Consider the following 23,636-nt stretch of genomic DNA (forward strand, 5'->3'; position numbering starts at 1 on the left):
GGCCGTGCATGTTCGCCTCCGAGCGCCTGAAAGGTATCGATGTATTTGTCTGTGTCGCCGACTCGGGCAGCTTCAGGGCCGCCGCCGAGCGGCTGAACCTGACGGCCTCGGCGATCAGCAAGGGCATTGCCCGGCTGGAAGGCAGGCTTGGGGTGCGCTTGTTCCAGCGCACCACGCGGCGCCTGGCATTGACCGATGCCGGAGCGGCTTTTTACCGGACTTGTACCGGGGTTCTGGCCGAACTGGAGGAGGCCGAGCTGGCCATGCAGGCCGACAACGCCGAGCCGCAGGGCAGGATCCGCATTGACTTGCCGGCGGCCTTCGGGCGTTTGCAGGCGTTGCCGGTGATTTTGCAGTTTGTGCAGGCGCATGCCTTGCTGCTGCCGCATATTTCCTTCTCCGACCGCTTTATCGATCCGGTCGAAGAGGGCGTGGATATCGTCGTGCGAGTGGGTGGCCCGGATATCTGGCCCGCGGCGCTGGAGCATCGCTTTCTGGGGCGCGAGCGGCATGTGTTCTGTGCTGCGCCGGCTTATCTGAGCATTCACGGCACGCCTTTGACCGACCGCGATCTGGAACACCACCAGTGTGTGGCCTATGGGCGGGCCGACGGCACGGTCAGCCCCTGGAACTTCGCAGGCAGCCGCCCAGGAGACATAGAGCGGCGAGTGATGCCCGCCAGGTACATAGTAGGAGATGGGGAAGGGCAAGTGATGACGGTGCTGGCGGGGTGCGGTATCGCCCAACTGCCCACCTGGCTGATCAAGCAGCATCTGGCTGATGGTTCACTGGTGCAGGTGCTGCCGCATCTGGCGAGCGAGGGGCTGGCGATCAACCTGGTGTGGCCAAAAAGCCGCACGGCCCTGCCCAAGGTCAGCGCCTTGCTCGATGCCCTGACAGTCGGGTTGATGCCGTTGGGGTTTACAACGGCAGCATCCGGTCCTGAATAACCCGTTTCATCACCAGTGTGGAAGTCAGGCGTTGCACATTGGGCAGTGAGGTCAGGCGCTCATCGTAGAGCTGCTGGAAGGCCGGCAGGTCGGCGGCGACCACATGCAGCAGATAGTCCGGGTCGCCGAACAGCCTTTGTGCGTCGACGATTTGCGAGGTCTCGATCACGGCTGCTTCAAAGTCGGCAATGGCCTGGCGGGTTACTTCGCGCAGCGTAACAAACACCATCGCGGAAAAGTTAAGCCCCAGCTCACTCGGCGCCAGCAGGGCGCGATAGCCAAGGATCACGCCTGAGTCCTCCAGCGCCCGCACCCGCCGATGGCAAGGGGAGAGGCTCAAGCCCACCCGATCTGCCAGTTCAGTGAGCGAAAGTCGGCCATCGGCTTGCAGTTGCGCAAGAATATTTCTGTCAATGCGATCCATATGGAAGAACCTTCCCCGGTTGTGGCTTTTTATTAGGATAAACGAAAGATAATCCTGACGGCATTTGCTTATTCTTCTTTTGCCCGCTGACCCCTTTTCAGGTGGCGGCGGCGAGGGGGCTTGTGGCCCATCTCTCATCCTCAAAGTTGCAGCGTAGAAAGGAAATGTCCCGTGACTCTCAGCGTCCTGGCCGCGTTTTGGGCGGTATCGTTCTTGTTTATCATCACCCCCGGCGCAGACTGGGCCTATGCGATTTCTGCGGGCATGCGCGGTCGGCTGGTGACGCCAGCGGTGGCGGGCATGCTCTCGGGGCATTTGCTGGCAACGGTGATTGTGGCGGCAGGCGTGGGCGGGCTGGTGGCGCGTAACCCGATGATCCTCAGCGTGCTGACCGTTGCGGGGGCGCTGTATTTGCTCTGGCTGGGTGTGTGCATGCTCAGGGATCCCGCAACGCCCCAGTCCGGGCAGGGGCAGGCATCTGATTCATGGTCGCGCTGGGCGTGGAAGGGGTTGTGTGTCAGCGGTCTGAATCCCAAGGTGTTGTTATTGTTTCTGGCGCTTTTGCCCCAGTTCACCGATCCGCTGTCGAACTGGTCGATACCGACACAGATCATTGCCCTGGGCGGGCTGCATGCAGTCAGTTGCGCGCTGGTGTATCTGGCGGTCGGCTTCAGTGCCCACGCCGTGTTGCGCACCAGGCCTGGCGCGGCAAAAAACGTCAGCCGGGTATCGGGGGCGATAATGATCCTGATTGCGGTGGTGCTGCTGGCGGAGCAGGCCTACAGTTGAGGCTTGGCCAACTACCCGAGGATAAAACTGTGGCAGCGACTGAGAAGGATCAGCAGGCAACACCGCAGGCGGTCATCGAGTTCTGGAAACAGGCTGGGCCCAAGTACTGGTTTGCCAAGGATGAAGCCTTCGACACCTTGTTTCGCGACACTTTTTACAGCGCCCATTTCCTGGCCGCCAGTCGCCAGCTGGAGCACTGGCTGGCGCAACCAGAAGGGGCTCTGGCATTGCTGTTGCTGCTGGACCAATATCCGCGCAATGCCTTTCGTGGAACCGCACATATGTTTGCCACCGACTCGCTGGCGCGCTTTTACGCCCGGCACATGATCGATGGCGGCATGGACAAGGCGCTTGAGGCTGACTTGCGGCTGTTCTGCTATTTGCCGTTCGAGCATTCCGAAGACGCTGCCGACCAGCAGCTGTCGTTGCAACTGCATCACAGCCTTGGCCCGCAAGCCAGCGTATGGGCACAAGAGCACGCCGAGATCATCCAGCGATTTGGGCGCTTTCCCCATCGCAATGATGTGCTTGGGCGCGAGACCAGCGAGCAGGAGCGCAAGTTTCTGGATGAAGGCGGTTTTGCGGGGTAACAGCAGAATTTGACCACCAGCAAGGTGTTGACCCAGCCGTGCAGGCATAATTGCCGCCTGAGCCTGAACACCCTCACCTGATGGAGCTGCCGATGAAGTACCCAGCCGTGTTGACCCTGAGCTTTTGTGCCGTGTTTTTGAGTAACGGTGCGATAGCCGCGGGGGATGCTGAAGCCGGGGGCAAGCTGTTCACCAAAACCTGTGGCGGTTGCCACAGCATCGGGGTTAACGCGCGCAATGGTTTTGGCCCGCAGCTCAATGGCGTGATCGGGCGCCAGGCGGGCACCAGCGAGGGCTACCTGTACTCCGACGCCATGAAAAATTCAGGCGTGGTGTGGACCCGGGAAAAACTGGCCGCCTACATTGAAGCCCCGAAAAAAGTGGTGAGCGGCACGCGGATGATCTTCTGGGGCATCAGCGACCAGGAGAAGATCGATAACCTGCTGGCCTATATTGAGTCCGTCCAGGGGCAGTGATTACTGCACGTCCTTGAGGTAAGCATTGAGCGTCAGCAGCGCCGGGTGCATTTGCTCCGGGGTCTGTGCACTGCTGAAACCGGCGGCCAGCTTTTGCAGTTCGCGGCCCATGACCGTTTGCGCGCCGCCCAGGGCGTCCAGCGCCAGCGCCACACAGCGCTCGATTTTGTCCTGGATGGCGCCCATATCGCCCTTGCGCAAGTCAAAGGCAAAGACATCGCGCTGATAGTCGCTCATGGCCGGGTCGTCGCGCAAAATCGGGCTCGACCCTTCGGACTCGTACGCCAGCTTGAGTGCATAAAGGGCGACTGATTCCAGTGGCAATTCCATCGACAAGATCCTCTACATTGATGCCGGGCGGCGATCATCGCTTTTCTGCTGGCGAAAAAAAAGGCCAAGGGGCAGCGCAAGAGGCTTTCAGCATTTATGTTGATGCGGTGATACCCTCCGGTTTTTTCAGGGAAGGAAGATGAACATGCGCAAGACAGCGTCAGCCCTGGTAGCTGCAATAGGCTTGCTCGCAGCGGGCGCAGCGGGGGCCTGGACCATGAAGGACGGCGTTATCCAGTTCAGTAACGGCGAAGTGTCTTATTGCGACGGCTGGGCACTTGATGCGGCCTCAATCATGTTGAGTCGACAGGAGGGCAGGCCCGTTGATTATGTCTACGATGCCTACCATGAGCCTTCGGACATCACCAGGAAAATGCGCGTGCTGTTTTTGCGCGAAGCCCAGGCCTACCCGGTAGAAGATACAAAAGAAAAACAATGGGCTGCTGCAGAGAAGTTCAGCAACAAGGTGAAGGGGCAGTGTTTCAAGTCTTATATCGAGCGTGTTCCGCAATCTTGAACGCCATAACCTGTGAGCGACGGAGGTACGGGCTGGGGGCAGGCAGGTCAGCCCGGGCGGGACAAATCGCAGGCACAAAAAAACCGGCACGGTGGCCGGTTTCTCTGTGTATCCAAGGTGCATTGAGCGGCACCTTGAATCTATGTTTGGTGCCCCGAGGGAGAATCGAACTCCCACTTCTTTCGAAAACGGATTTTGAATCCGCCGCGTCTACCAATTCCGCCATCAGGGCTCAATGGCGGCGAAGTATAGAGATGAGGTTTAGGTCGGTCAACAACTTATTGGTCTATTTTTGCCAAGTCCGTTAAACTCCCCGGCCCTGCTAGACGAAACCTATCATGCGCGTTGCTGACTTTACTTTCGAACTCCCTGATTCGCTCATCGCACGCCATCCTTTGGCGGAGCGCCGCAACAGTCGCCTGCTGACCCTGGACGGGGAGAGCGGCGTACTGGCACATCGTCAATTTACTGATTTGCTTGAACATTTGCGTCCAGGCGATTTGATGGTGTTTAACAATACCCGGGTAATTCCAGCCCGTCTGTTTGGTCAGAAGGCCTCGGGCGGCAAGCTGGAAATTCTGGTTGAGCGGGTGCTCGACAGTCACCGTGTGCTGGCCCATGTGCGCTCCAGCAAATCGCCAAAACCAGGGTCGAAGATCCTGATTGATGGCGGTGGCGAAGCCCAGATGCTGGCCCGTCATGATGCATTGTTCGAGCTGGAATTTGCCGAAGAGGTATTGCCACTGCTGGACCGTGTCGGGCATATGCCATTGCCGCCCTATATCGACCGCCCGGACGAAGGTTCGGACCGCGAGCGCTATCAAACGGTCTACGCCCAGCGCCTGGGTGCCGTCGCGGCGCCAACGGCAGGGCTGCACTTTGATGAGCCGCTGATGCAGGCCATCGCCGCCAAAGGCGTCGAGACGGCATTCGTGACCTTGCACGTGGGCGCAGGTACGTTCCAGCCGGTACGGGTCGAGCGCCTTGAAGATCACCATATGCACACCGAATGGCTCGAAGTGGGCCAGGATGTGGTCGATGCCGTGGCTGCCTGCCGTGCGCGCGGCGGCCGGGTGATCGCCGTGGGTACCACCAGCGTGCGTTCGCTGGAAAGTGCCGCGCGTGATGGCGTGCTCAAACCGTTCAGTGGCGATACCGATATCTTTATCTTCCCCGGTCGACCCTTTCATGTGGTCGACGCGCTGGTGACCAATTTCCATCTGCCGGAATCCACGCTGCTGATGCTGGTTTCGGCGTTCGCCGGTTATCCCGAAACCATGGCGGCCTATAAGGCTGCGGTTGAGCATGGGTACCGCTTCTTTAGTTACGGTGATGCAATGTTCATCACCCGCAATCCTGCGCCGACGGCTCCAGCCCCGGCCCCAGAGGATCAAGCATGAGCAACTGTCGTATGTCCTTCGAGCTGCTGGCCACTGATGGCAAGGCTCGTCGCGGTCGCCTGACCTTCCCCCGTGGTGTGGTTGAAACCCCTGCGTTCATGCCGGTCGGCACTTACGGTACGGTCAAGGGCATGCTGCCCCGCGATATCGTTGATACCGGCGCACAGATGATCCTGGGCAACACCTTTCACCTGTGGCTGCGCCCGGGCACCGAGGTGATCAAGAAGCACGGCGACCTGCACGACTTCATGAAGTGGCAGGGCCCGATCCTGACCGACTCCGGCGGTTTCCAGGTGTTCAGCCTGGGCGCCATGCGCAAGATTAAAGAAGAAGGCGTTACCTTCGCTTCGCCGGTAGACGGTGCCAAGGTGTTCATGGGCCCCGAAGAGTCGATGCAGGTCCAGCGCGACCTGGGCTCTGACGTGGTGATGATTTTCGACGAATGCACCCCGTACCCGGCCGATGAAGACACTGCCCGTGTCTCCATGGAACTGTCGTTGCGCTGGGCGCAGCGCTCCAAGAATGCCCATGGCGACAACACGGCGGCCCTGTTCGGCATCGTTCAGGGCGGCATGCACCAGAACCTGCGCGAGCGCTCGCTCGAAGGTCTGAACAAAATCGGCTTTGATGGCCTGGCCATCGGCGGTTTGTCGGTAGGCGAGCCCAAGCACGAAATGATCAAGGTGCTGGATTACCTGCCGGCGATGATGCCTGCTGACAAACCTCGTTACCTTATGGGGGTTGGCAAGCCGGAAGATCTCGTTGAGGGTGTGCGCCGCGGTGTGGACATGTTCGATTGCGTGATGCCAACCCGCAATGCCCGCAATGGGCATCTGTTTATCGACACGGGTGTCATCAAGATCCGCAATGCGTTCCATCGCCATGATGATTCGCCGCTGGATCCGACCTGCGATTGCTACACCTGCCAGAACTTCTCCCGCGCTTATCTGCATCACCTGGACAAGTGCGGCGAAATGCTGGGGAGCATGCTCAATACCATCCATAATTTGCGCCACTATCAGGTGCTCATGGCTGGTTTGCGCGAGGCTATTCAACAGGGTACATTGGCCACCTTTGTCGACGCCTTCTATGCCAAGCGCGGGCTGCCTGTGCCGCCCTTGGACTGAGTTTCGGACCTTTAAGAAACAACATTGCAACTGGAGTGCTTAATGAGCTTTTTCATCTCTTCCGCTTTCGCGGACGCTGCTGCACCTGCCGCTGCTGGCCCTATGGGCGGCGGTTTTGAATGGATTTTCCTGGTCGGCTTCCTGGTCATCTTCTACCTGATGATCTGGCGTCCACAGGCCAAGCGCGCCAAAGAGCAGAAAGCCCTGTTGGGTAACCTGCAAAAAGGCGACGAGATCGTGACCACTGGCGGTATCGCCGGCAAAATCGTCAAGGTTTCCGATGCTTTTGTTGTCATCGAAGTGTCTGACACTGTCGAGCTGAAAATTCAGAAAGGCTCGGTTGCAGCCACGTTGCCTAAAGGCACGCTGAAAGCGATCTAAGTTTCAACTTTCAACAATCGACGGGGCGCGCAAGGCGCCCCGCGTTTTAAGCGGGCGGCGTGATTGATGCTGAACAAATACCCTCTGTGGAAATACATACTGATCCTGGCAGTGCTGGCGATCGGTTTTATTTATTCCGCTCCCAATCTGTACCCTGATGATCCGGCCATTCAAGTGTCGGGTGCGAGCACGGCCCTGCAGGTCACTCAAGCTGATCTGGATCGCGCAAGCAAGGCGCTGACGGATGCAGGCATTGAAGTCAAGGGTGCTTCCCTGGCCCAGAACGGCAAAGGTGGCTTGTTGCGCCTGGTCAAGAAAGACGACCAGCTGCCGGCCAAGGATGTTGTACGCAAGGCCCTGGGTGACGACTATGTCGTAGCGCTCAACCTGGCACAGACCACGCCACAATGGTTGCGCAGTCTGGGTGCTCACCCGATGAAACTGGGTCTGGACTTGTCGGGTGGTGTGCACTTCCTGCTGGAAGTGGACATGGACAAAGCTGTCGATGCACGCATGAAAGTGTACGAGAGCGATGTCAAAAGCCTGTTGCGCAAAGAAAAAGTGCGTTATCGCAGCCTGCCGCAACTCAACGGTGCCATTCAGTTGGGCTTCACTGATGAAGCTGCCCGTGAGCAAGCGCGTAGCCTGATCCGCAAAAGCTTCAATGACTTCGACATTACCGCTGCAGACCTGAACGGTCAGCCGGTTCTGCGTCTGGCGATGACCCCGGCCAAGCTGGCGGAAATCCGTGAATATTCCATCAAGCAAAACCTGACAACCGTCCGTAACCGGGTCAACGAGTTGGGTGTTGCCGAGCCTCTGGTTCAGCGTCAGGGTGCCAACCGCATCGTGGTTGAGCTGCCGGGCGTACAAGACACCGCCGAAGCCAAGCGTATTCTGGGCAAGACGGCCAACCTTGAGTTTCGTCTGGCCGCCGAGCCGGGCGCTTCCAAAGCCACTTCCGAAACCTTCGAGTTCCGTGAAGGCAACCGTCCTGCAGCGCAAATCGAGCGTGGCCTGATCATCACCGGTGACCAGGTGACCGATGCCCAGGCAGGCTTTGACGAGCATGGCCGTCCACAGGTGAACATCAAGCTTGATGGTCACGGTGGCGAGTTGATGAGTCGTTCGACGCGCAGCAACGTTGGCCGCAGCATGGCGGTAATCTTCATCGAGCAGAAGCCGGTGACGACTTACACCAAGCAAGTGGTTGACGGTGTCGAGAAGGACGTACCGGTTCAGTCGTTCAAAGAAGAGAAAAAGATCATCAGCCTGGCGACCATCCAGTCGCCGCTGGGCAGCCAGTTCCGGATTACCGGTCTGAATGGCCAGGGTGAGGCTTCCGAGCTGGCCCTGCTGTTGCGTGCTGGTGGTCTGGCAGCGCCAATGTACTTCGCTGAAGAGCGCACCATTGGCCCGAGCCTGGGTGCTGACAACATTACCAAGGGTGTCGATGCATCGCTGTGGGGCATGCTGTTCGTGTCTATCTTCATCATCGCCATCTACCGTTTCTTCGGTGTGATCGCGACGGTGGCACTGGCGGGCAACATGGTCTTGCTGCTGGCGCTGATGTCGGTGCTGGGTGCAACCCTGACCCTGCCGGGTATTGCCGGTATCGTGTTGACGATGGGTATGGCGGTCGATGCCAACGTACTGATCTTCTCGCGTATACGTGAAGAGCTGGCCAATGGCATGACACCACAGCGGGCGATCAACGAAGGTTTCAACCGTGCCTTTACGGCCATCGTTGACTCCAACCTGACAACCCTGCTGGTCGGCGGGATCCTCTTCGCCATGGGTACCGGGCCGGTCAAAGGCTTTGCGGTGACCATGTCGCTGGGTATCTTTACCTCGATGTTCACGGCCATTATGGTCACCCGCGCACTGGTCAACCTGGTGTATGGCGGTCGGGACTTCAAGAAGTTGTGGATTTAAGGGGCTGCCATGTTACGTACAATCAACTTCATGGGCGTTCGCAACGTAGCGTTCGGCGTCACTGTACTGCTTACCGTGCTGGCCTTGTTCAGCATGTTCCACAAGGGCATGAACTACGGCCTGGACTTCACCGGCGGTACGCTTATCGAGCTGACCTACGAGAAGCCGGCTGACCTGACCAAGGTGCGTAACGAGCTGGTTTCGGCCGGCTTCCACGATGCCGTGGTGCAGAGCTTTGGTGCGACGACTGACTTGCTGGTGCGTATGCCCGGCGATGATCCGTTGCTGGGTAACAAGGTAGCGGCTGCGCTGGGTCAGGCAGATACCAGCAACCCGGCGGTCATCAAGCGCGTCGAGTTCGTTGGCCCGCAGGTGGGTGAAGAGCTGCGCGACCAGGGCGGCCTCGGCATGCTGATGGCCCTGGGCGGCATCATGCTGTACCTGGCTTTCCGCTTTCAGTGGAAGTTCGCTGTCGGCGCGATCGTGTCCCTGGTTCACGACGTGATCGTGACCATGGGCGTGCTGTCGTGGTTCCAGATCACCTTCGACCTGACGGTGTTGGCGGCGGTGCTGGCGATCATCGGCTACTCGCTCAACGACACCATCGTGGTCTTTGACCGGGTGCGTGAGAACTTCCGGGTGCTGCGCAAGGCCAGCCTGATCGACAACATCAACATCTCGACCACGCAAACCTTGCTGCGCACCATGGCGACTTCGATCTCCACCTTGCTGGCCATTGCCGCATTGCTGATCTTCGGTGGCGACAACCTGTGGGGCTTCTCGATTGCCCTGTTCGTGGGTGTTCTGGCGGGTACTTACTCGTCGATCTACATCGCTAACGTGGTGCTGATCTGGCTGAAGCTCAGTGCAGAGGATCTGATTCCGCCTGCGGCGAGCGAGAAGGAAATCGACGACCGTCCATAACCATCAGTTATCGACACGTTGTTATCTAAAAGGCGCGAGTTATTGAACTCGCGCCTTTTTTTGTGCTCCAAGTCCAGGATTGGTGTGGGACTGTTCCCACTTAAGATGGTCTGGAGGTTCACGTGAACAAGTCATTGCTGGTGGGTGCTGTACTGGGTGCTGTCGGTGTTACAGCCGGTGGTGCTTTTGCCACTTACAGCTTGGTGAAAGGCCCTGAGTCTGCACAGGTGCTGGCCGTTGTGCCGGTCAACCAGCAGATCAAAACGCCGCGTGAGGTGTGCAAGGATGTGACTGTGACGCGCCAGGCGCCGGTCAAGGATCAACATCAGATCGTCGGCAGCGTGATTGGCGCAGTGGCAGGCGGTTTGCTGGGTAATCAGGTGGGTGGCGGTAACGGCAAAAAGATTGCCACGGTTGCCGGTGCGGTGGGTGGCGGTTATGCCGGTAACAAGGTGCAGGAAGGCATGCAGGAGCGTGATACCTACACCACGACCCAGACGCGCTGCAATACGGTCAATGACATCAGCAGCAAGGTCGTCGGCTACGACGTGCGCTATTCGCTCAATGGCAAGGAAGGCAAGGTGCGTATGGATCACGAGCCAGGCAATGAAATTGCCGTGGACAAGGAAGGCAAGCTGATCCTGAATTAAGTTCTTGTGGGTGCGGGCTTGCTCGCGATGCAGGCGGCGCGGGCTGTCAGGCAAATCGCGGTGATGTCATCGCGAGCAAGCCCGCTCCTACAGGGGGCAATTTCAAGGCCAAAAAAAAGCACCCCGAAGGGTGCTTTTTTTGTCTGCGGTATTCGCTTAGCGTTTCAGCGAGGTTGGCAGGTGTGGCTGGATTGCAGTCAGAACGGCTTTGAAGCACTTGGTGTTACCGGCAACGATATGACCTTTTTCAAGGAAATCGTGGCTACCGGTAAAGTCGCTGACCAGGCCGCCTGCTTCTTGAATCAGCAGTGCGCCTGCAGCCATGTCCCACTCGGACAGGCCCGACTCCCAGAATGCGTCGAAACGACCAGCAGCCACGTAGGCCAGATCCAGGCTGGCAGCGCCTGCACGGCGGATACCGGCAGTCTGGCCAACCAGGCTGCGGAACATGCCCAGGTAGTTGTCCAGGTTATCCATCTGGTTGTCGCGGAACGGGAAGCCAGTGCCCAGCAGGGCGCCTTCGAGGCTGGTGCGACCGCTTACACGCAGGCGGCGACCGTTCAGTTGTGCGCCACGGCCACGGCTGGCAGTGAATTCTTCCTGGCGAACCGGGTCGAGTACCACTGCGTGCTCAAGGCGGCCACGGTATTTGCAGGCGATGCTGACGGCGAAATGTGGAACGCCGCGCAGGAAGTTGGTGGTGCCATCCAGTGGATCGATGATCCACAGGTAGTCTTCACCTTCACCGCTGCCTGGGTGCATGCCGGTTTCTTCACCGAGAATGCCGTGCGTCGGGTAAGCCTTGCGCAGGGCGTCGATGATTTTCTGTTCAGCAGCACGATCGACTTCAGAGACGTAATCCTTGGCGTCTTTTTCGTCAACCTTGATGGTATCCAGGCGCTCGATGGAGCGGAAAATCAATTCACTGGCGCTGCGGGCGGCGCGCAGCGCGATATTCAGCATGGGCTGCATGGACGTTTCACCTAAGGTTGTTAAAGAAAGCCGAATATTCTATCAGAAAACTTTGGTAGATGAAGGTTTGCGTTAGCTTTCGTAGCTTATGACGTTTTGCTTAGGTAAGATTTGCTCCCTTTTGCTGGTCTGTGAGCGCTTCCTTTGCTGCCTAATATTCGTGTCGTTCTGGTCAATACCAGCCATCCCGGGAACATCGGCGGTGCTGCGCGTGCCATGAAGAACATGGGGTTGTCGCGGCTTGTTCTGGTGGAGCCAAGGGTGTTCCCGCACCATGAAGCCGACGCGCGGGCCTCGGGTGCGGGCGACATTCTGGAAAATGCACAGGTTGTCGCGACCCTTGAAGATGCCCTGGTGGGCTGCAATCTGGTGCTTGGCACCAGTGCTCGCGACCGCCGTATCCCCTGGCCGCTGCTGGACCCGCGCGAGTGCGGGCAGAAAGTGGTTGCAGAGGCGGCCCAGGGCGCTGAAATCGCGCTGGTGTTCGGTCGTGAAGACTCCGGCCTGACCAATGACGAGTTGCAGCGCTGTCACTTCCATGTACATATCCCTTCTGATCCCGAGTTCAGTTCCCTGAATCTGGGCGCTGCCGTGCAAGTCCTCAGCTACGAGATTCGCATGGCGTGGCTGGCAGCCCAGGGGCAGCCAAGCAAGATCGAGAAAGAAGAAGTGGCGTCCACTAAAAGTGGCGAGCTGGCGACCATGGATGAGCTGGAGCGCTTTTATGAGCATCTGGAGCAAACCCTGGTGGCCATTGAGTTTATGGACCCGGAAAAGCCGCGCCACCTCATGGCGCGCCTGCGTCGGCTCTATGGTCGCAGTGCTGTCAGTCGTGCCGAGATGAATATTTTGCGTGGCATTCTCACCGAAACCCAAAAAGCAGCCCGTGGCGAGCTGCTTAAGCGCAAGGATTAATGATGTTCGAGCGTCTGCGTGAAGATATCCAAAGTGTGTTTCACCGTGATCCGGCTGCGCGCAATGCTTTTGAGGTGCTGACGTGCTATCCGGGGATGCATGCGATCTGGATTCACCGCCTGTCGGCGCTACTGTGGCAGGCCGGCTGGAAGTGGCTGGCGCGCCTGGTATCGAACTTCGGGCGCTGGTTGACCGGGATTGAAATTCATCCGGGGGCCAAGGTCGGGCGTCGTTTCTTTATCGATCACGGGATGGGTATCGTTATCGGTGAGACCGCCGAAATTGGTGATGACGTGACCTTGTATCAGGGCGTGACCCTTGGCGGCACCAGCTGGAACAAGGGCAAGCGCCACCCCACGCTGGAAAATGGCGTTGTTGTTGGTGCTGGTGCCAAAGTGCTGGGCCCGTTCACGGTGGGGGCGGGTGCCAAGGTCGGCTCCAATGCGGTGGTGACCAAGGCAGTGCCGCCGGGTGCGACCGTGGTCGGTATTCCGGGGCGGATCATTATCAAAAATGACGATGAGACCGAGGCCAAGCGCAAGGCAATGGCCGAGAAGATCGGCTTTGACGCCTACGGTGTCAGCGAAGACATGCCGGACCCGGTCGCGCGGGCCATTGGCCAGTTGCTGGATCATTTGCAGGCGGTTGACGGCAAGCTGGACGGGATGTGCGGTGCGCTAAAAGACTTGGGCAGTCCTTACTGTGCGAAAGATCTCCCTGAGCTGCGCGAAGAAGACTTCGCAAGTGTTAAGGATAAGGACGAAAGCAAGGCGGTCTAGATTCTGGGTGTTGTGGGAGCGAGCCTGCTCGCGATGCTGGCGCTGCAGTCTTTGAGGCTGGTCGAGCTGCCGCCATCGCGAGCAGGCTCGCTCCCACACCAGATGCTTCATGTGCCATTACGCCGCAGACCCTGCTACAATGCGCGCGCTCTTTTGCGGGTAATCCCGACTAAAGTACTAGGTCTAATAGTTGACTTAATTAGTCGGGTATAACATACTCGCCCTCATTCCGAATTCCGTGGTACCTGTCCATGAGACTGACTACAAAAGGCCGTTACGCCGTAACTGCAATGCTCGATTTGGCGTTGCACGCACAGCACGGGCCGGTGTCCCTGGCCGATATTTCCGAGCGCCAAGGCATCTCTCTTTCCTACCTTGAGCAACTGTTCGCCAAATTGCGCCGCAGCAGCCTGGTTTCCAGTGTGCGTGGCCCGGGTGGCGGCTATCAGCTGTCGCGCGACATGCAGGGCATTCAAGTCGCTCAGGTAATTGATGCCGTGAACGAGTCGGTCGACGCAACGCGTTGCCAGGGCCTTGGCGACTGCCATGCCGGCGACACCTGCTTGACCCACCACTTGTGGTGCGACCTCAGCTTGCAAATACACGATTTTCTCAGCGGTATCAGCTTGGCTGATCTTGTCACTCGCCGTGAGGTACAAGAAGTAGCCCAGCGTCAGGATCAGCGCCGCTGTAATGGCAAGGCGCCGCACCTGGATAAGATCGAAGCGTCCGCCGTCGAGTGATTGCATAAATACGACGGTGCGCCAGCCAGCCTGATTTAGGAGATAGTCCATGAAATTGCCAATTTACCTCGATTACTCAGCCACTACCCCGGTTGATCCGCGCGTTGCTCAAAAAATGAGCGATTGCTTGCTGGTTGACGGGAACTTCGGTAACCCGGCTTCGCGCTCCCACGTATTTGGCTGGAAAGCCGAAGAAGCGGTTGAGAACGGCCGTCGCCAGGTTGCTGACCTGGTCAATGCCGACCCGCGTGAAATTGTCTGGACTTCCGGTGCGACCGAAGCCAACAACCTGGCAATCAAGGGTGCTGCGCATTTCTATGCCACCAAAGGCAAGCACCTGATCACCGACAAGATCGAACACAAAGCCGTTCTCGACACCATGCGTCAGCTGGAGCGTGAAGGCTTTGAAGTGACCTACATCGAGCCGGGTACCGATGGTCTGGTAACCCCAGCCATGGTTGAAGCTGCGATGCGCGACGACACCATCCTGGTTTCGATCATGCACGTGAACAACGAAATCGGCACAATCAACGACATCGCTGCCATTGGTGAGCTGACTCGCTCGCGCGGCGTGTTGTTCCATGTCGATGCGGCGCAGTCCACCGGCAAGGTAGAGATCGACCTGGCCAAGCTGAAAGTCGACCTGATGTCGTTCTCGGCGCACAAAACCTACGGCCCTAAAGGTATTGGCGCACTGTACGTAAGCCGTAAGCCTCGCGTACGTATCGAAGCGGCCATGCACGGCGGCGGTCACGAGCGCGGCATGCGTTCGGGCACCTTGGCCACCCACCAGATCGTGGGCATGGGCGAAGCGTTCCAGATCGCCAAAGAAGAAATGGCCGCTGAAAACATTCGTATCAAGGCGTTGAGCGATCGCTTCTTCAAGCAGGTTGAACACCTTGAAGAACTGTACGTCAACGGCAGCATGGTCCACCGCGTTCCGCACAACCTGAACCTGAGCTTCAACTACGTTGAAGGCGAGTCGCTGATCATGGCGCTCAAGGATCTGGCTGTGTCGTCCGGTTCGGCCTGTACTTCGGCTTCCCTGGAACCGTCCTACGTACTGCGTGCCTTGGGCCGCAATGACGAATTGGCGCACAGCTCGATTCGTTTCACGTTTGGTCGCTTCACCACCGAAGAAGAAATCGATTACGCCGCGCAGAAGGTTTGCGAGGCTGTTACCAAGCTGCGCGCCTTGTCGCCGCTGTGGGACATGTACAAAGACGGCATCGACATTTCGAAAATCGAATGGGCGGCGCACTAACAATTTAAGTCGCCGTAAGTAGACGCTGTAAGCGTAGCGAACAGCAGCTTTTACAGCGTCTCAAGAGCGACTCTCTGATGAGTGAGGATTAGTACCATGGCTTACAGCGAAAAGGTCATTGACCACTACGAGAACCCGCGCAACGTCGGCAAGATGGACGCGGAAGATCCTGATGTCGGCACCGGCATGGTCGGCGCTCCTGCGTGCGGCGACGTAATGCGCCTGCAGATCAAGGTTAACGAGCAGGGCATCATTGAAGATGCCAAGTTCAAGACCTATGGTTGCGGTTCGGCAATCGCTTCCAGCTCCCTGGCTACCGAGTGGATGAAAGGCAAGACTCTGGATGAAGCAGAGACCATCAAGAACACTCAGCTGGCTGAAGAACTGGCTTTGCCGCCGGTAAAAATTCACTGCTCGGTACTCGCTGAAGACGCCATCAAGGCCGCCGTTCGCGATTACAAGCAGAAGAAAGGTTTGATCTGATCCGTGCTGCCTGTGCCCTTGGTGGTGCGGGCAAGGTGAAGAAACTGGCAAAAGGTAAGGAGTCACGATGGCTATCAGCATGACAGAAGCGGCTGCGCGACACATTCGCCGCTCCCTTGATGGGCGCGGCAAAGGTGAGGGGATTCGTCTGGGTGTTCGCACCACAGGCTGTTCCGGTCTTGCCTATGTGCTGGAGTTTGTCGATGAAGTGGGCGAAGAAGACCAGGTCTTCGAAACCCATGGCGAAAAAGTGATCATTGATCCGAAAAGCCTGACCTACCTCGACGGTACCGAGCTGGATTTCGTCAAGGAAGGCCTCAACGAAGGCTTCAAGTTCAACAACCCTAACGTGCGCGGTGAATGTGGCTGCGGCGAAAGCTTCAACATCTGAGGCTAGTCGTGGGTACTCCTTGTCATTTTGCTTTGTTTGAGCTGCAACCGGGTTTCAATCTGGACCTCGATCAGCTGGCTGTGCGTTATCGAGAGTTGGCGCGCGGTGTTCACCCGGATCGTTTTGCCGATGCTTCCGAGCGCGAGCAACGTCTGGCGCTGGAACAGTCCGCCAGCCTCAATGAGGCCTACCAGACACTCAAAAGCCCTGCCAAGCGCGCGCGTTATCTGCTGGCGTTGAAGGGTGGCGAGTTGCCGCTGGAAGTTACGGTGCACGATCCCGAGTTTCTGATGCAGCAGATGCAGTGGCGCGAAGAACTTGAAGATTTGCATGACAGCGCCGATATGGCCGGTATTGCAGCATTCAAGCGTCGACTGAAAGTCGCTCAGGAACAACTGAACGACAGCTTCGCTGCTTGTTGGGATGACGCTGCGCAGCGCGAACAGGCCGAGCGCCTGATGCGGCGCATGCAGTTCCTCGACAAGCTAACTTACGAAGTGCGCCAGCTAGAAGAGCGCCTCGACGATTAACTCCGTGCTTCCCTGATGGCACGCCTGATTACAGATAAGTCCTGATTACGATGGCCCTACTGCAGATCGCCGAACCCGGCCAAAGTCCTCAACCGCACCAGCGTCGTCTGGCTGTGGGGATTGACTTGGGCACTACCAATTCGCTGGTTGCTGCGTTGCGCAGCGGCCTTTCCGAGCCTCTGGCCGATGCCAATGGCAATGTCATTTTGCCGTCTGCCGTGCGCTATCACGCTGATCGCGTCGAGGTTGGCGAGTCGGCACGTCTGGCGGCCTCCAGCGACCCGTTCAATACCGTACTGTCGGTCAAGCGCTTGATGGGTCGTGGTCTGTCCGACGTCAAGCAATTGGGCGAGCAGTTGCCTTACCGCTTTGTCGGCGGTGAGTCGCACATGCCGTTTATCGACACGGTACAAGGCCCGAAAAGCCCGGTTGAAGTGTCTGCCGAAATCCTGAAGGTGCTGCGTGAGCGCGCCGAAAAGACCTTGGGTGGCGAATTGGTAGGCGCGGTGATTACCGTTCCGGCCTATTTCGATGACGCTCAGCGCCAGGCCACCAAAGACGCTGCCAAGCTGGCCGGTCTGAATGTGCTGCGCCTGCTCAATGAGCCGACCGCTGCCGCGGTGGCTTATGGTCTGGATCAGTCGGCTGAAGGTGTGGTGGCTATCTATGATCTGGGCGGGGGCACGTTCGATATCTCGATCCTGCGCCTGACCGGCGGGGTGTTTGAAGTGCTGGCCACGGGTGGCGACAGCGCCCTGGGCGGCGATGACTTCGACCATGCAATCGCCAGCTGGATGGTGGCACAAGCCGGTTTGTCGGCTGATCTCGATCCGGGCACCCAGCGCACCTTGTTGCAAGCTGCTTGCGCCGCAAAAGAAGCGCTGACTGATGCGTCCTCTGTAGCCGTTGCATTTGGTGACTGGCAGGCGGAGCTGACCCGTGAAGCCTTCGACGCCATGATCGAGCCTATGGTTGCGCGCAGCCTGAAGGCTTGCCGCCGTGCCGTACGCGACGCCAATATCGAAATTGAAGACGTTCAGGCCGTGGTCATGGTCGGCGGTTCGACCCGTGTGCCTCGCGTGCGCGAAGCGGTTGCCGAGATGTTTGGCCGTGAGCCGCTGACCGATATCGACCCTGATCAAGTGGTCGCCATTGGTGCTGCGATCCAGGCCGATACCCTGGCCGGCAACAAGCGCGATGGCGGCGAGCTGCTTCTGCTTGATGTGATTCCCCTGTCGCTGGGTCTTGAGACCATGGGCGGCCTGATGGAAAAGGTCATCCCGCGCAACACCACGATTCCGGTGGCGCGCGCGCAGGACTTTACCACCTACAAAGATGGCCAGACGGCCATGATGATTCACGTACTGCAGGGCGAGCGCGAGCTGATCAGCGATTGCCGTTCCCTGGCGCGCTTTGAATTGCGTGGCATTCCGCCGATGGTAGCCGGTGCCGCTAAAATTCGCGTGACGTTCCAGGTCGATGCCGACGGTTTGCTCAGTGTGTCGGCTCGTGAACTGGGTTCAGGCGTTGAGGCCAATATCCAGGTCAAGCCTTCCTATGGCCTGACTGACGGCGAAATTGCCAAAATGCTCAAGGATTCGTTCCAGTACGCCAGCGACGACAAGGTTGCCCGCGTATTGCGTGAACATCAGGTGGATGCCCAGCGTCTGATCGAGGCTGTGCAAGCAGCCCTCGAAGTCGATGGCGAGCGTTTGCTGGATGCCGAAGAGCGCATGGTGATCGAGCTGCGAATGCAGGAACTGTCCGAATTGTTGAAAGGCACCGATGGTTACGCCATCGAGCAGCAGACCAAGCGTCTGTCGCAAGTGACCGATGCCTTTGCTGCCCGGCGCATGGACTTGACCGTCAAGGCCGCCCTGTCGGGTCGCAACCTGAATGAAATCGAGGAATAACTGATGCCGCAGATCATTTTTCTGCCACACGCCGAGCATTGCCCGGACGGTATGGTTGTAGAGGCTGAGACCGGCAAGACCATTCTCGAAGTGGCCCACGACAACCACATTGAAATCGAAAGTGCCTGCGGTGGTGTTTGCGCGTGCACAACGTGTCACTGCGTGATTCGCGAGGGTTTCGACTCGCTGAACGAAGCTGACGAGCTGGAAGAGGACTATCTTGATAGAGCATGGGGTCTGGAAGCGACTTCGCGCCTGAGCTGTCAGGCCCGCGTTGGCACTGAAGACATCACTGTCGAGATTCCGAAGTACTCGCTCAACCATGCTGCCGAAGCGCCGCACTGATAAGGAATTGTCATGAGCCTTAAATGGGTTGATGTGCAGGAAATCGCGATCCAGCTGGCTGAAGCTCACCCGGATGTCGATCCGCTCTCGGTGAATTTCGTCACGCTGCGCAATCTGGTCATGGCGCTGCCGGAGTTTGACGATATCCCTGATCGGGGTGGCGAGAAGGTTCTCGAAGCCATCCAGGGTTTGTGGATCGAAGAAGCCGACTAAGCTTGCAACGCACGTAATTATGCAATACCCAAGAACCCGCGTATAATTCGCGGGTTTAATTTTTCGCTTAAATCACTGTTTCTGGAGTTACACCATGGCTGTTCAACGTACTTTCTCCATCATCAAGCCTGACGCCGTTGCTAAAAACGTTATCGGCAAGATCGTTACCCGTTTCGAAGACGCTGGCCTGAAGGTTGTAGCTTCCAAACTGAAGCAACTGTCCAAAGCTGAAGCTGAAGGCTTCTACGCTGAGCACAGCGAGCGCGGCTTCTTCGGCGACCTGGTTGCTTTCATGATCTCCGGTCCTGTTGTTGTTCAGGTTCTGGAAGGCGAAAACGCTATCGCTCTGAACCGCGAGCTGATGGGCGCTACCAACCCTAAAGAAGCAGCTGCCGGCACTATCCGTGCTGATTTCGCTGAATCCATCGACGCTAACGCTGTTCACGGTTCCGACTCTGAAGCCGCTGCTGCTCGTGAAATTTCGTACTTTTTCGCAGCTACTGAAGTAACCACTCGCTAAGTATTGGCTTGTGAGTGAGGGTGAAGACATGATTGCAACGACTGGCAAAACCAACCTGTTGGGTTTGACTCAACCGGAAATGGAGAAATTCTTCGACTCAATCGGGGAGAAGCGTTTCCGTGCCGGTCAGGTCATGAAGTGGATTCACCACTTTGGCGTCGATGATTTCGACGCCATGACTAACGTCAGCAAGGCCTTGCGCGACAAGCTCAAGGCTATTGCTGAGGTTCGTGGACCTGAAGTCGTCAGCGAGGACATCTCCAGCGATGGCACCCGTAAATGGGTGGTACGTGTAGAGTCCGGCAGCTGCGTCGAGACCGTTTATATTCCCTCGGGCAAACGTGGCACCTTGTGCGTTTCGTCCCAGGCTGGCTGTGCCCTGGACTGCAGTTTCTGCTCCACCGGCAAGCAAGGCTTCAACAGCAACCTCACCGCCGCCGAAGTGATTGGCCAGGTGTGGATTGCCAACAAATCCTTTGGCAGCGTCCCGGCAACCATCGATCGTGCCATCACCAACGTGGTGATGATGGGCATGGGCGAGCCGCTGCTGAACTTCGACAACGTCATCGCCGCCATGCATCTGATGATGGATGATTTGGGCTATGGCATCTCCAAGCGCCGGGTGACCCTGTCTACCTCGGGCGTGGTGCCGATGATCGATGAGCTGGCCAAGCACATCGACGTCTCTCTGGCGTTGTCGCTGCACGCACCCAATGACGCATTGCGCAGTCAATTGGTGCCGATCAACAAGAAGTACCCGCTGGCCATGCTGCTTGATTCCTGCCGCCGCTACATGGCGACCCTGGGCGAAAAGCGCGTGTTGACCGTGGAATACACCTTGCTCAAGGACGTGAACGATCATGTTGATCACGCCCGCGAAATGATCGAGCTGTTAAAAGATACACCGTGCAAGATCAACCTGATCCCGTTCAACCCGTTCCCGCATTCCGGCTATGAGCGCCCGAGCAACAACGCCATTCGCCGTTTCCAGGAACTGTTGCAACAGGCCGGCTACAACGTGACTGTGCGCACCACCCGTGGTGAAGACATCGATGCGGCGTGCGGGCAACTGGTAGGGCAGGTCAATGACCGTACTCGCCGCAGTTCGCGCCTGATCGCGGCCCGTGAGCTGAGTGCCGACGCCGATACAGCGCAAAACGCTGCCTCTGCGCCCTGAGAGAGGACATCCATGATCCTGCGCGCTGCGCTCCCGGTTGTTTTGGTCGGCTTTTTGGCTGGCTGCGTGTCATCGGGCGACTCAAGCTCGATGGCTGGCGACAAAGGGCGTAGCGAGGCGCGTCAGGCCTATGTTCAACTGGGCCTGGGCTATCTGCAGCAAGGGATGACCGAACAGGCCAAAATCCCTTTGCGCAAGGCACTTGAACTCGACAAGAACGACCCGGACACCAACGCCGCACTGGCCTTGGTGTTTCAGTCTGAAATGGAATATGCCCTGGCCGAGCAGGCATTTCGTACCGCGCTGAACGGTCGGCCTGGCGATGCCCGGATTCTGAATAATTACGGCAGCTTCCTGTTTGAGCGTCAGCGCTATCTGGAAGCCAGCGATCAGTTTCAAAAAGCGGCGGCAGACAACCTTTACCCGGAACGTTCCCGTATCTACGAAAATCTGGGTATAACGTCGCTCAAGTTGGGGCAGCGTGAAACGGGGCGCCAGCAGCTTGAAAAAGCCCTGCGCCTGAACCCTCGGCAACCCCGTGCACTGCTTGAAATGGCCGAGATGGCCTATCAGGACAAGCAATATGTGACGGCGCGTGACTTTTACGATCGTTTTAGCCTGCTTAGCGGGCAAAATGCACGTAGTCTATTGCTCGGTGCGCGACTGGCGAGTGTTTTCGACGAGCGCACCCCAACTGCCAACCCTGGCCAGCAACTACAACGACTCTATCCCGGCACGCCGGAATATCAGCAATACCTGTCGGAGCAATGATGAAAGCGGCGCAACCCGAAGTTCTAGCAGCGACTCGTGTCAATCCCGGTGAGACCCTGCGTCAGGCCCGTGAAAACAATGGCTGGACGCTGGCTGAAGTCGCCTTGAAACTCAATCTCACGGCCAGCTCCCTGAGCAACCTTGAGACGGGCGCGTTCGACAAGCTGCCCGGGCATACCTTTGCCCGTGGCTACATCCGCGCCTATGCCAAATTGCTGGGCATGGACCAGGCAGCCCTGGTGCGTGAATTTGACCTGTACACCGGCACTGACGCCAACGGCAGCAACGTGCACAGCCTGGGTCGCATAGAAGAGCCGGTGCGTGTGTCGCATACCATCTTGCGTATCGTCAGCCTGTTGTTGCTGATTGCCGTAATCGGTGGCGGCTTTATCTGGTGGCAAGACCAGACGTCCATGCGCGCCAAGGACCTGATCGGCCTGGCCCCGGAACACGTTGAAGTCGAAGGCGCTGACGGCACAACCCGCATTCATCCGCTGGACGAGCCTGAAGATCAGGCAGTCGCCGAGGCCAAGGCCGAAGGCGAAACCCCGCCAGTGACTGAAACGATGCCAGAGCAGGGTGCAACCACCGCACTGGCGCTGCCGGGTGCTGCACCCGCTGAGTCCCAGACGCCAGCCGCCACTGCAGCTCAGCCTGCTCCTGTAACGGCGCCTGCACCTGCACCTGCTGCTGTTGCGCCGGTAGCGGCACCTGCAACGCCAGCCGCACCTGCAGCCACGGCTAGCGCCCCGGTAGCCGGTGCTGGCAAAGTAAGCGTGCAATACACCGCTGATTGCTGGACTCAAGTCACCGATGGCACGGGCAAAGTGCTGTTCGGCGGCTTGAAGCGCAAGGGCGAAAATCTAGAAGTGAGCGGCAAGCCACCACTGAGCTTGCGCCTGGGCTATGCCCGCGGTGCTCAGGTGAGCTACAACGGCCAGCCTGTGGACGTCGCTCCTTTCACCAGTGGCGAGACTGCTCGCCTGAAGTTGGGTCAATAAGTCATGCACGGCGAATCACCAATCAAGCGTCGCGAATCTCGCAAAATCTGGGTCGGCAATGTGCCTGTAGGTGGCGACGCCCCTATTGCTGTACAGAGCATGACCAACAGCGACACCAATGACGTCGCTGCAACCGTTGCGCAAATCAACCGTCTGGAAGCTGCGGGCGTCGATATCGTGCGGGTTTCCGTGCCTGATATGGACGCGGCCGAGGCGTTTGGCCGGATCAAGCAACTGGTCAAGGTGCCATTGGTCGCCGATATCCACTTCGATTACCGTATCGCCCTGCGCGTTGCGGAGCTGGGTGTGGATTGCCTGCGAATCAACCCGGGCAATATCGGTCGTGAAGACCGCGTGCGTGCCGTGGTTGATGCTGCACGCGATCGGGGTATCCCAATCCGTATCGGTGTAAACGCCGGCTCCCTGGAAAAAGACCTGCAAAAAAAATACGGCGAACCGACGCCGGCCGCTCTGGTCGAATCGGCACTGCGTCACGTTGAGCACCTTGAGCGCCTGAATTTCAAGGACTTCAAGGTCAGCGTGAAAGCCTCCGACGTGTTTATGGCGGTTGAAGCCTACCGTCTGCTGGCCAAGGAAATCGTCCAGCCGCTGCATTTGGGCATTACCGAAGCCGGTGGTTTGCGTTCAGGCACAGTGAAATCTGCCGTGGGCCTAGGTATGCTGCTCGCCGAAGGAATTGGCGATACCATCCGCATCTCCCTGGCAGCAGACCCGGTTGAGGAAGTAAAAGTCGGTTACGACATCCTCAAGTCCTTGCACCTGCGCTCGCGTGGCATCAATTTTATTGCGTGCCCAAGCTGCTCGCGGCAGAACTTCGACGTGGTGAAAACCATGAACGAACTTGAAGTTCGCCTCGAAGACCTGCTGGTGCCGCTGGATGTTGCCGTGATCGGTTGTGTGGTCAACGGCCCGGGTGAAGCCAAGGAAGCCCATGTGGGGCTCACCGGTGGTACACCCAACCTGATTTACATCGACGGCAAGCCGTCGCAGAAACTGACGAATGACAATCTGGTGGATGAGCTCGAAAGACTGATCCGGCAGAAGGCGGCCGAAAAGGTCGAAGCTGACGCAGCCGTTATCGCGCGCGGCTAACCAGACGAATAAA

The 23,636-nt window shown here is 58.2% G+C and carries 29 protein-coding genes and 1 tRNA gene; 26 read left to right on the forward strand and 4 right to left on the reverse strand.

Going from position 1 to position 23,636, the window contains the following annotated elements:
* Positions 1-8: 8 nt before the first annotated feature.
* Complete coding sequence (locus tag CJU81_RS06590) at positions 9-950, forward strand: LysR family transcriptional regulator (protein ID WP_095035989.1); 942 nt, start codon at positions 9-11, stop codon at positions 948-950.
* Here CJU81_RS06590 and CJU81_RS06595 read toward each other — a convergent pair.
* Positions 922-1,374, reverse strand: coding sequence for an Lrp/AsnC family transcriptional regulator (locus CJU81_RS06595; RefSeq protein ID WP_016779588.1), 453 nt, complete (start codon positions 1,372-1,374; stop codon positions 922-924). The two genes, CJU81_RS06590 and CJU81_RS06595, sit on opposite strands and share 29 nt — an antisense overlap.
* A gap of 171 nt (positions 1,375-1,545) precedes the next feature.
* Here CJU81_RS06595 and CJU81_RS06600 point away from each other — a divergent pair, with 171 nt between their 5' ends.
* The 3 genes from CJU81_RS06600 to CJU81_RS06610 all read left to right on the forward strand — a co-directional run bounded on the left by CJU81_RS06600 (position 1,546) and on the right by CJU81_RS06610 (position 3,229).
* Positions 1,546-2,163 (forward strand): LysE family translocator, encoded by a 618-nt coding sequence (locus tag CJU81_RS06600; protein ID WP_016779589.1) that lies wholly within the window; start codon positions 1,546-1,548, stop codon positions 2,161-2,163.
* 29 nt (positions 2,164-2,192) lie between these two features.
* The gene (locus tag CJU81_RS06605) at positions 2,193-2,753 is read left to right on the forward strand and encodes a DUF924 family protein (protein ID WP_095035990.1); all 561 of its coding nucleotides are present in this window, start codon (positions 2,193-2,195) and stop codon (positions 2,751-2,753) included.
* A gap of 92 nt (positions 2,754-2,845) precedes the next feature.
* Positions 2,846-3,229, forward strand: coding sequence for a c-type cytochrome (locus tag CJU81_RS06610; RefSeq protein WP_095029253.1), 384 nt, complete (start codon positions 2,846-2,848; stop codon positions 3,227-3,229).
* Here CJU81_RS06610 and CJU81_RS06615 read toward each other — a convergent pair whose 3' ends face one another.
* The gene (locus tag CJU81_RS06615) at positions 3,230-3,559 is read right to left on the reverse strand and encodes a hypothetical protein (protein WP_095018329.1); all 330 of its coding nucleotides are present in this window, start codon (positions 3,557-3,559) and stop codon (positions 3,230-3,232) included.
* 145 nt (positions 3,560-3,704) lie between these two features.
* On the opposite strand from CJU81_RS06615, the gene CJU81_RS06620 reads away from it, so the two are divergent.
* Complete coding sequence (locus CJU81_RS06620) at positions 3,705-4,076, forward strand: hypothetical protein (RefSeq protein ID WP_095035991.1); 372 nt, start codon at positions 3,705-3,707, stop codon at positions 4,074-4,076.
* A gap of 147 nt (positions 4,077-4,223) precedes the next feature.
* Here CJU81_RS06620 and CJU81_RS06625 read toward each other — a convergent pair.
* Positions 4,224-4,308: transfer RNA gene (locus CJU81_RS06625), tRNA-Leu, on the reverse strand.
* Between the two features lie 106 nt (positions 4,309-4,414).
* Between CJU81_RS06625 and queA the strand changes: the two genes are divergently transcribed.
* The 6 genes from queA to CJU81_RS06655 all read left to right on the forward strand — a co-directional run bounded on the left by queA (position 4,415) and on the right by CJU81_RS06655 (position 10,493).
* Positions 4,415-5,476 carry a tRNA preQ1(34) S-adenosylmethionine ribosyltransferase-isomerase QueA gene (gene queA, locus CJU81_RS06630; RefSeq protein ID WP_095035992.1) on the forward strand — a complete coding sequence of 354 codons (1,062 nt, stop codon included), beginning with the start codon at positions 4,415-4,417 and terminating at the stop codon, positions 5,474-5,476.
* 11 nt (positions 5,477-5,487) lie between these two features.
* Positions 5,488-6,603 carry a tRNA guanosine(34) transglycosylase Tgt gene (gene tgt, locus CJU81_RS06635; RefSeq protein ID WP_095036058.1) on the forward strand — a complete coding sequence of 372 codons (1,116 nt, stop codon included), beginning with the start codon at positions 5,488-5,490 and terminating at the stop codon, positions 6,601-6,603.
* Positions 6,604-6,645: 42 nt separating this feature from the next.
* A complete protein-coding gene (yajC, locus tag CJU81_RS06640) occupies positions 6,646-6,984 on the forward strand; it encodes a preprotein translocase subunit YajC (RefSeq protein WP_003443398.1) in 339 nt (112 codons plus the stop codon).
* A gap of 66 nt (positions 6,985-7,050) precedes the next feature.
* Positions 7,051-8,919 (forward strand): protein translocase subunit SecD, encoded by a 1,869-nt coding sequence (secD, locus tag CJU81_RS06645; protein ID WP_095029249.1) that lies wholly within the window; start codon positions 7,051-7,053, stop codon positions 8,917-8,919.
* A 9-nt stretch (positions 8,920-8,928) separates the two neighbouring features.
* Complete coding sequence (gene secF / locus CJU81_RS06650) at positions 8,929-9,843, forward strand: protein translocase subunit SecF (protein WP_095029248.1); 915 nt, start codon at positions 8,929-8,931, stop codon at positions 9,841-9,843.
* A gap of 122 nt (positions 9,844-9,965) precedes the next feature.
* The gene (locus CJU81_RS06655; RefSeq protein WP_095001472.1) at positions 9,966-10,493 is read left to right on the forward strand and encodes a glycine zipper 2TM domain-containing protein; all 528 of its coding nucleotides are present in this window, start codon (positions 9,966-9,968) and stop codon (positions 10,491-10,493) included.
* A 156-nt stretch (positions 10,494-10,649) separates the two neighbouring features.
* On the opposite strand, the gene suhB is transcribed toward CJU81_RS06655, so the two are convergent.
* Positions 10,650-11,465 carry a type III secretion system regulator SuhB gene (gene suhB / locus CJU81_RS06660; RefSeq protein WP_016779599.1) on the reverse strand — a complete coding sequence of 272 codons (816 nt, stop codon included), beginning with the start codon at positions 11,463-11,465 and terminating at the stop codon, positions 10,650-10,652.
* Positions 11,466-11,609: 144 nt separating this feature from the next.
* Between suhB and trmJ the strand changes: the two genes are divergently transcribed.
* The 15 genes from trmJ to ispG all read left to right on the forward strand — a co-directional run bounded on the left by trmJ (position 11,610) and on the right by ispG (position 23,623).
* Positions 11,610-12,380 (forward strand): tRNA (cytosine(32)/uridine(32)-2'-O)-methyltransferase TrmJ, encoded by a 771-nt coding sequence (trmJ, locus tag CJU81_RS06665; RefSeq protein ID WP_095018331.1) that lies wholly within the window; start codon positions 11,610-11,612, stop codon positions 12,378-12,380.
* Positions 12,381-12,382: 2 nt separating this feature from the next.
* The gene (gene cysE / locus CJU81_RS06670) at positions 12,383-13,159 is read left to right on the forward strand and encodes a serine O-acetyltransferase (protein WP_095029247.1); all 777 of its coding nucleotides are present in this window, start codon (positions 12,383-12,385) and stop codon (positions 13,157-13,159) included.
* 251 nt (positions 13,160-13,410) lie between these two features.
* Positions 13,411-13,902, forward strand: a complete 492-nt coding sequence (iscR, locus tag CJU81_RS06675) for a Fe-S cluster assembly transcriptional regulator IscR (RefSeq protein WP_003443378.1) — start codon at positions 13,411-13,413, stop codon at positions 13,900-13,902.
* Positions 13,903-13,951: 49 nt separating this feature from the next.
* Positions 13,952-15,166: an IscS subfamily cysteine desulfurase gene (locus tag CJU81_RS06680; RefSeq protein WP_095035993.1), complete on the forward strand. Its 1,215-nt coding sequence runs from the start codon at positions 13,952-13,954 to the stop codon at positions 15,164-15,166.
* 96 nt (positions 15,167-15,262) lie between these two features.
* The gene (gene iscU / locus CJU81_RS06685; RefSeq protein WP_003443374.1) at positions 15,263-15,649 is read left to right on the forward strand and encodes a Fe-S cluster assembly scaffold IscU; all 387 of its coding nucleotides are present in this window, start codon (positions 15,263-15,265) and stop codon (positions 15,647-15,649) included.
* A gap of 67 nt (positions 15,650-15,716) precedes the next feature.
* Positions 15,717-16,040: an iron-sulfur cluster assembly protein IscA gene (iscA, locus tag CJU81_RS06690; protein ID WP_016779604.1), complete on the forward strand. Its 324-nt coding sequence runs from the start codon at positions 15,717-15,719 to the stop codon at positions 16,038-16,040.
* 8 nt (positions 16,041-16,048) lie between these two features.
* Positions 16,049-16,570 (forward strand): co-chaperone HscB, encoded by a 522-nt coding sequence (gene hscB, locus CJU81_RS06695; RefSeq protein WP_029611258.1) that lies wholly within the window; start codon positions 16,049-16,051, stop codon positions 16,568-16,570.
* A gap of 50 nt (positions 16,571-16,620) precedes the next feature.
* Positions 16,621-18,483 carry a Fe-S protein assembly chaperone HscA gene (hscA, locus tag CJU81_RS06700; protein ID WP_095035994.1) on the forward strand — a complete coding sequence of 621 codons (1,863 nt, stop codon included), beginning with the start codon at positions 16,621-16,623 and terminating at the stop codon, positions 18,481-18,483.
* A gap of 3 nt (positions 18,484-18,486) precedes the next feature.
* A complete protein-coding gene (gene fdx / locus CJU81_RS06705) occupies positions 18,487-18,828 on the forward strand; it encodes an ISC system 2Fe-2S type ferredoxin (RefSeq protein WP_003443365.1) in 342 nt (113 codons plus the stop codon).
* A gap of 12 nt (positions 18,829-18,840) precedes the next feature.
* The gene (gene iscX, locus CJU81_RS06710) at positions 18,841-19,041 is read left to right on the forward strand and encodes a Fe-S cluster assembly protein IscX (RefSeq protein ID WP_016779607.1); all 201 of its coding nucleotides are present in this window, start codon (positions 18,841-18,843) and stop codon (positions 19,039-19,041) included.
* Between the two features lie 94 nt (positions 19,042-19,135).
* Entirely contained in the window at positions 19,136-19,561 is a 426-nt protein-coding gene (ndk, locus tag CJU81_RS06715) for a nucleoside-diphosphate kinase (protein ID WP_016779608.1), read from the forward strand.
* A 28-nt stretch (positions 19,562-19,589) separates the two neighbouring features.
* A complete protein-coding gene (gene rlmN, locus CJU81_RS06720; RefSeq protein ID WP_095035995.1) occupies positions 19,590-20,738 on the forward strand; it encodes a 23S rRNA (adenine(2503)-C(2))-methyltransferase RlmN in 1,149 nt (382 codons plus the stop codon).
* Positions 20,739-20,750: 12 nt separating this feature from the next.
* The gene (gene pilW / locus CJU81_RS06725; RefSeq protein ID WP_095035996.1) at positions 20,751-21,509 is read left to right on the forward strand and encodes a type IV pilus biogenesis/stability protein PilW; all 759 of its coding nucleotides are present in this window, start codon (positions 20,751-20,753) and stop codon (positions 21,507-21,509) included.
* Positions 21,509-22,510: a RodZ domain-containing protein gene (locus CJU81_RS06730; RefSeq protein ID WP_095035997.1), complete on the forward strand. Its 1,002-nt coding sequence runs from the start codon at positions 21,509-21,511 to the stop codon at positions 22,508-22,510. The genes pilW and CJU81_RS06730 overlap by 1 nt, the downstream gene beginning before the upstream one ends.
* A gap of 3 nt (positions 22,511-22,513) precedes the next feature.
* Positions 22,514-23,623: a flavodoxin-dependent (E)-4-hydroxy-3-methylbut-2-enyl-diphosphate synthase gene (gene ispG / locus CJU81_RS06735; RefSeq protein WP_086795918.1), complete on the forward strand. Its 1,110-nt coding sequence runs from the start codon at positions 22,514-22,516 to the stop codon at positions 23,621-23,623.
* The last annotated feature ends 13 nt before the right edge of the window (positions 23,624-23,636 follow it).

This window comes from Pseudomonas fragi (assembly GCF_002269505.1).
GTDB lineage: Bacteria > Pseudomonadota > Gammaproteobacteria > Pseudomonadales > Pseudomonadaceae > Aquipseudomonas > Aquipseudomonas fragi_D.

Bases quoted from the DNA above. Each gene is read 5' to 3' on its own strand.
- CJU81_RS06620 (WP_095035991.1), top strand. From the start codon at position 3,705: ATGCGCAAGACAGCGTCAGCCCTGGTAGCTGCAATAGGCTTGCTCGCA.
- iscU (WP_003443374.1), top strand. From the start codon at position 15,263: ATGGCTTACAGCGAAAAGGTCATTGACCACTACGAGAACCCGCGCAAC.
- fdx (WP_003443365.1), top strand. From the start codon at position 18,487: ATGCCGCAGATCATTTTTCTGCCACACGCCGAGCATTGCCCGGACGGT.
- ndk (WP_016779608.1), top strand. From the start codon at position 19,136: ATGGCTGTTCAACGTACTTTCTCCATCATCAAGCCTGACGCCGTTGCT.
- ispG (WP_086795918.1), top strand. From the start codon at position 22,514: ATGCACGGCGAATCACCAATCAAGCGTCGCGAATCTCGCAAAATCTGG.
- iscR (WP_003443378.1), top strand. From the start codon at position 13,411: ATGAGACTGACTACAAAAGGCCGTTACGCCGTAACTGCAATGCTCGAT.
- CJU81_RS06595 (WP_016779588.1), bottom strand. From the start codon at position 1,374: ATGGATCGCATTGACAGAAATATTCTTGCGCAACTGCAAGCCGATGGC.
- CJU81_RS06730 (WP_095035997.1), top strand. From the start codon at position 21,509: ATGAAAGCGGCGCAACCCGAAGTTCTAGCAGCGACTCGTGTCAATCCC.
- pilW (WP_095035996.1), top strand. From the start codon at position 20,751: ATGATCCTGCGCGCTGCGCTCCCGGTTGTTTTGGTCGGCTTTTTGGCT.
- iscX (WP_016779607.1), top strand. From the start codon at position 18,841: ATGAGCCTTAAATGGGTTGATGTGCAGGAAATCGCGATCCAGCTGGCT.
- iscA (WP_016779604.1), top strand. From the start codon at position 15,717: ATGGCTATCAGCATGACAGAAGCGGCTGCGCGACACATTCGCCGCTCC.
- secF (WP_095029248.1), top strand. From the start codon at position 8,929: ATGTTACGTACAATCAACTTCATGGGCGTTCGCAACGTAGCGTTCGGC.
- yajC (WP_003443398.1), top strand. From the start codon at position 6,646: ATGAGCTTTTTCATCTCTTCCGCTTTCGCGGACGCTGCTGCACCTGCC.
- CJU81_RS06610 (WP_095029253.1), top strand. From the start codon at position 2,846: ATGAAGTACCCAGCCGTGTTGACCCTGAGCTTTTGTGCCGTGTTTTTG.
- suhB (WP_016779599.1), bottom strand. From the start codon at position 11,465: ATGCAGCCCATGCTGAATATCGCGCTGCGCGCCGCCCGCAGCGCCAGT.
- cysE (WP_095029247.1), top strand. From the start codon at position 12,383: ATGTTCGAGCGTCTGCGTGAAGATATCCAAAGTGTGTTTCACCGTGAT.
- secD (WP_095029249.1), top strand. From the start codon at position 7,051: ATGCTGAACAAATACCCTCTGTGGAAATACATACTGATCCTGGCAGTG.
- tgt (WP_095036058.1), top strand. From the start codon at position 5,488: ATGTCCTTCGAGCTGCTGGCCACTGATGGCAAGGCTCGTCGCGGTCGC.
- CJU81_RS06680 (WP_095035993.1), top strand. From the start codon at position 13,952: ATGAAATTGCCAATTTACCTCGATTACTCAGCCACTACCCCGGTTGAT.
- CJU81_RS06615 (WP_095018329.1), bottom strand. From the start codon at position 3,559: ATGGAATTGCCACTGGAATCAGTCGCCCTTTATGCACTCAAGCTGGCG.
- hscA (WP_095035994.1), top strand. From the start codon at position 16,621: ATGGCCCTACTGCAGATCGCCGAACCCGGCCAAAGTCCTCAACCGCAC.
- CJU81_RS06590 (WP_095035989.1), top strand. From the start codon at position 9: ATGTTCGCCTCCGAGCGCCTGAAAGGTATCGATGTATTTGTCTGTGTC.
- queA (WP_095035992.1), top strand. From the start codon at position 4,415: ATGCGCGTTGCTGACTTTACTTTCGAACTCCCTGATTCGCTCATCGCA.
- rlmN (WP_095035995.1), top strand. From the start codon at position 19,590: ATGATTGCAACGACTGGCAAAACCAACCTGTTGGGTTTGACTCAACCG.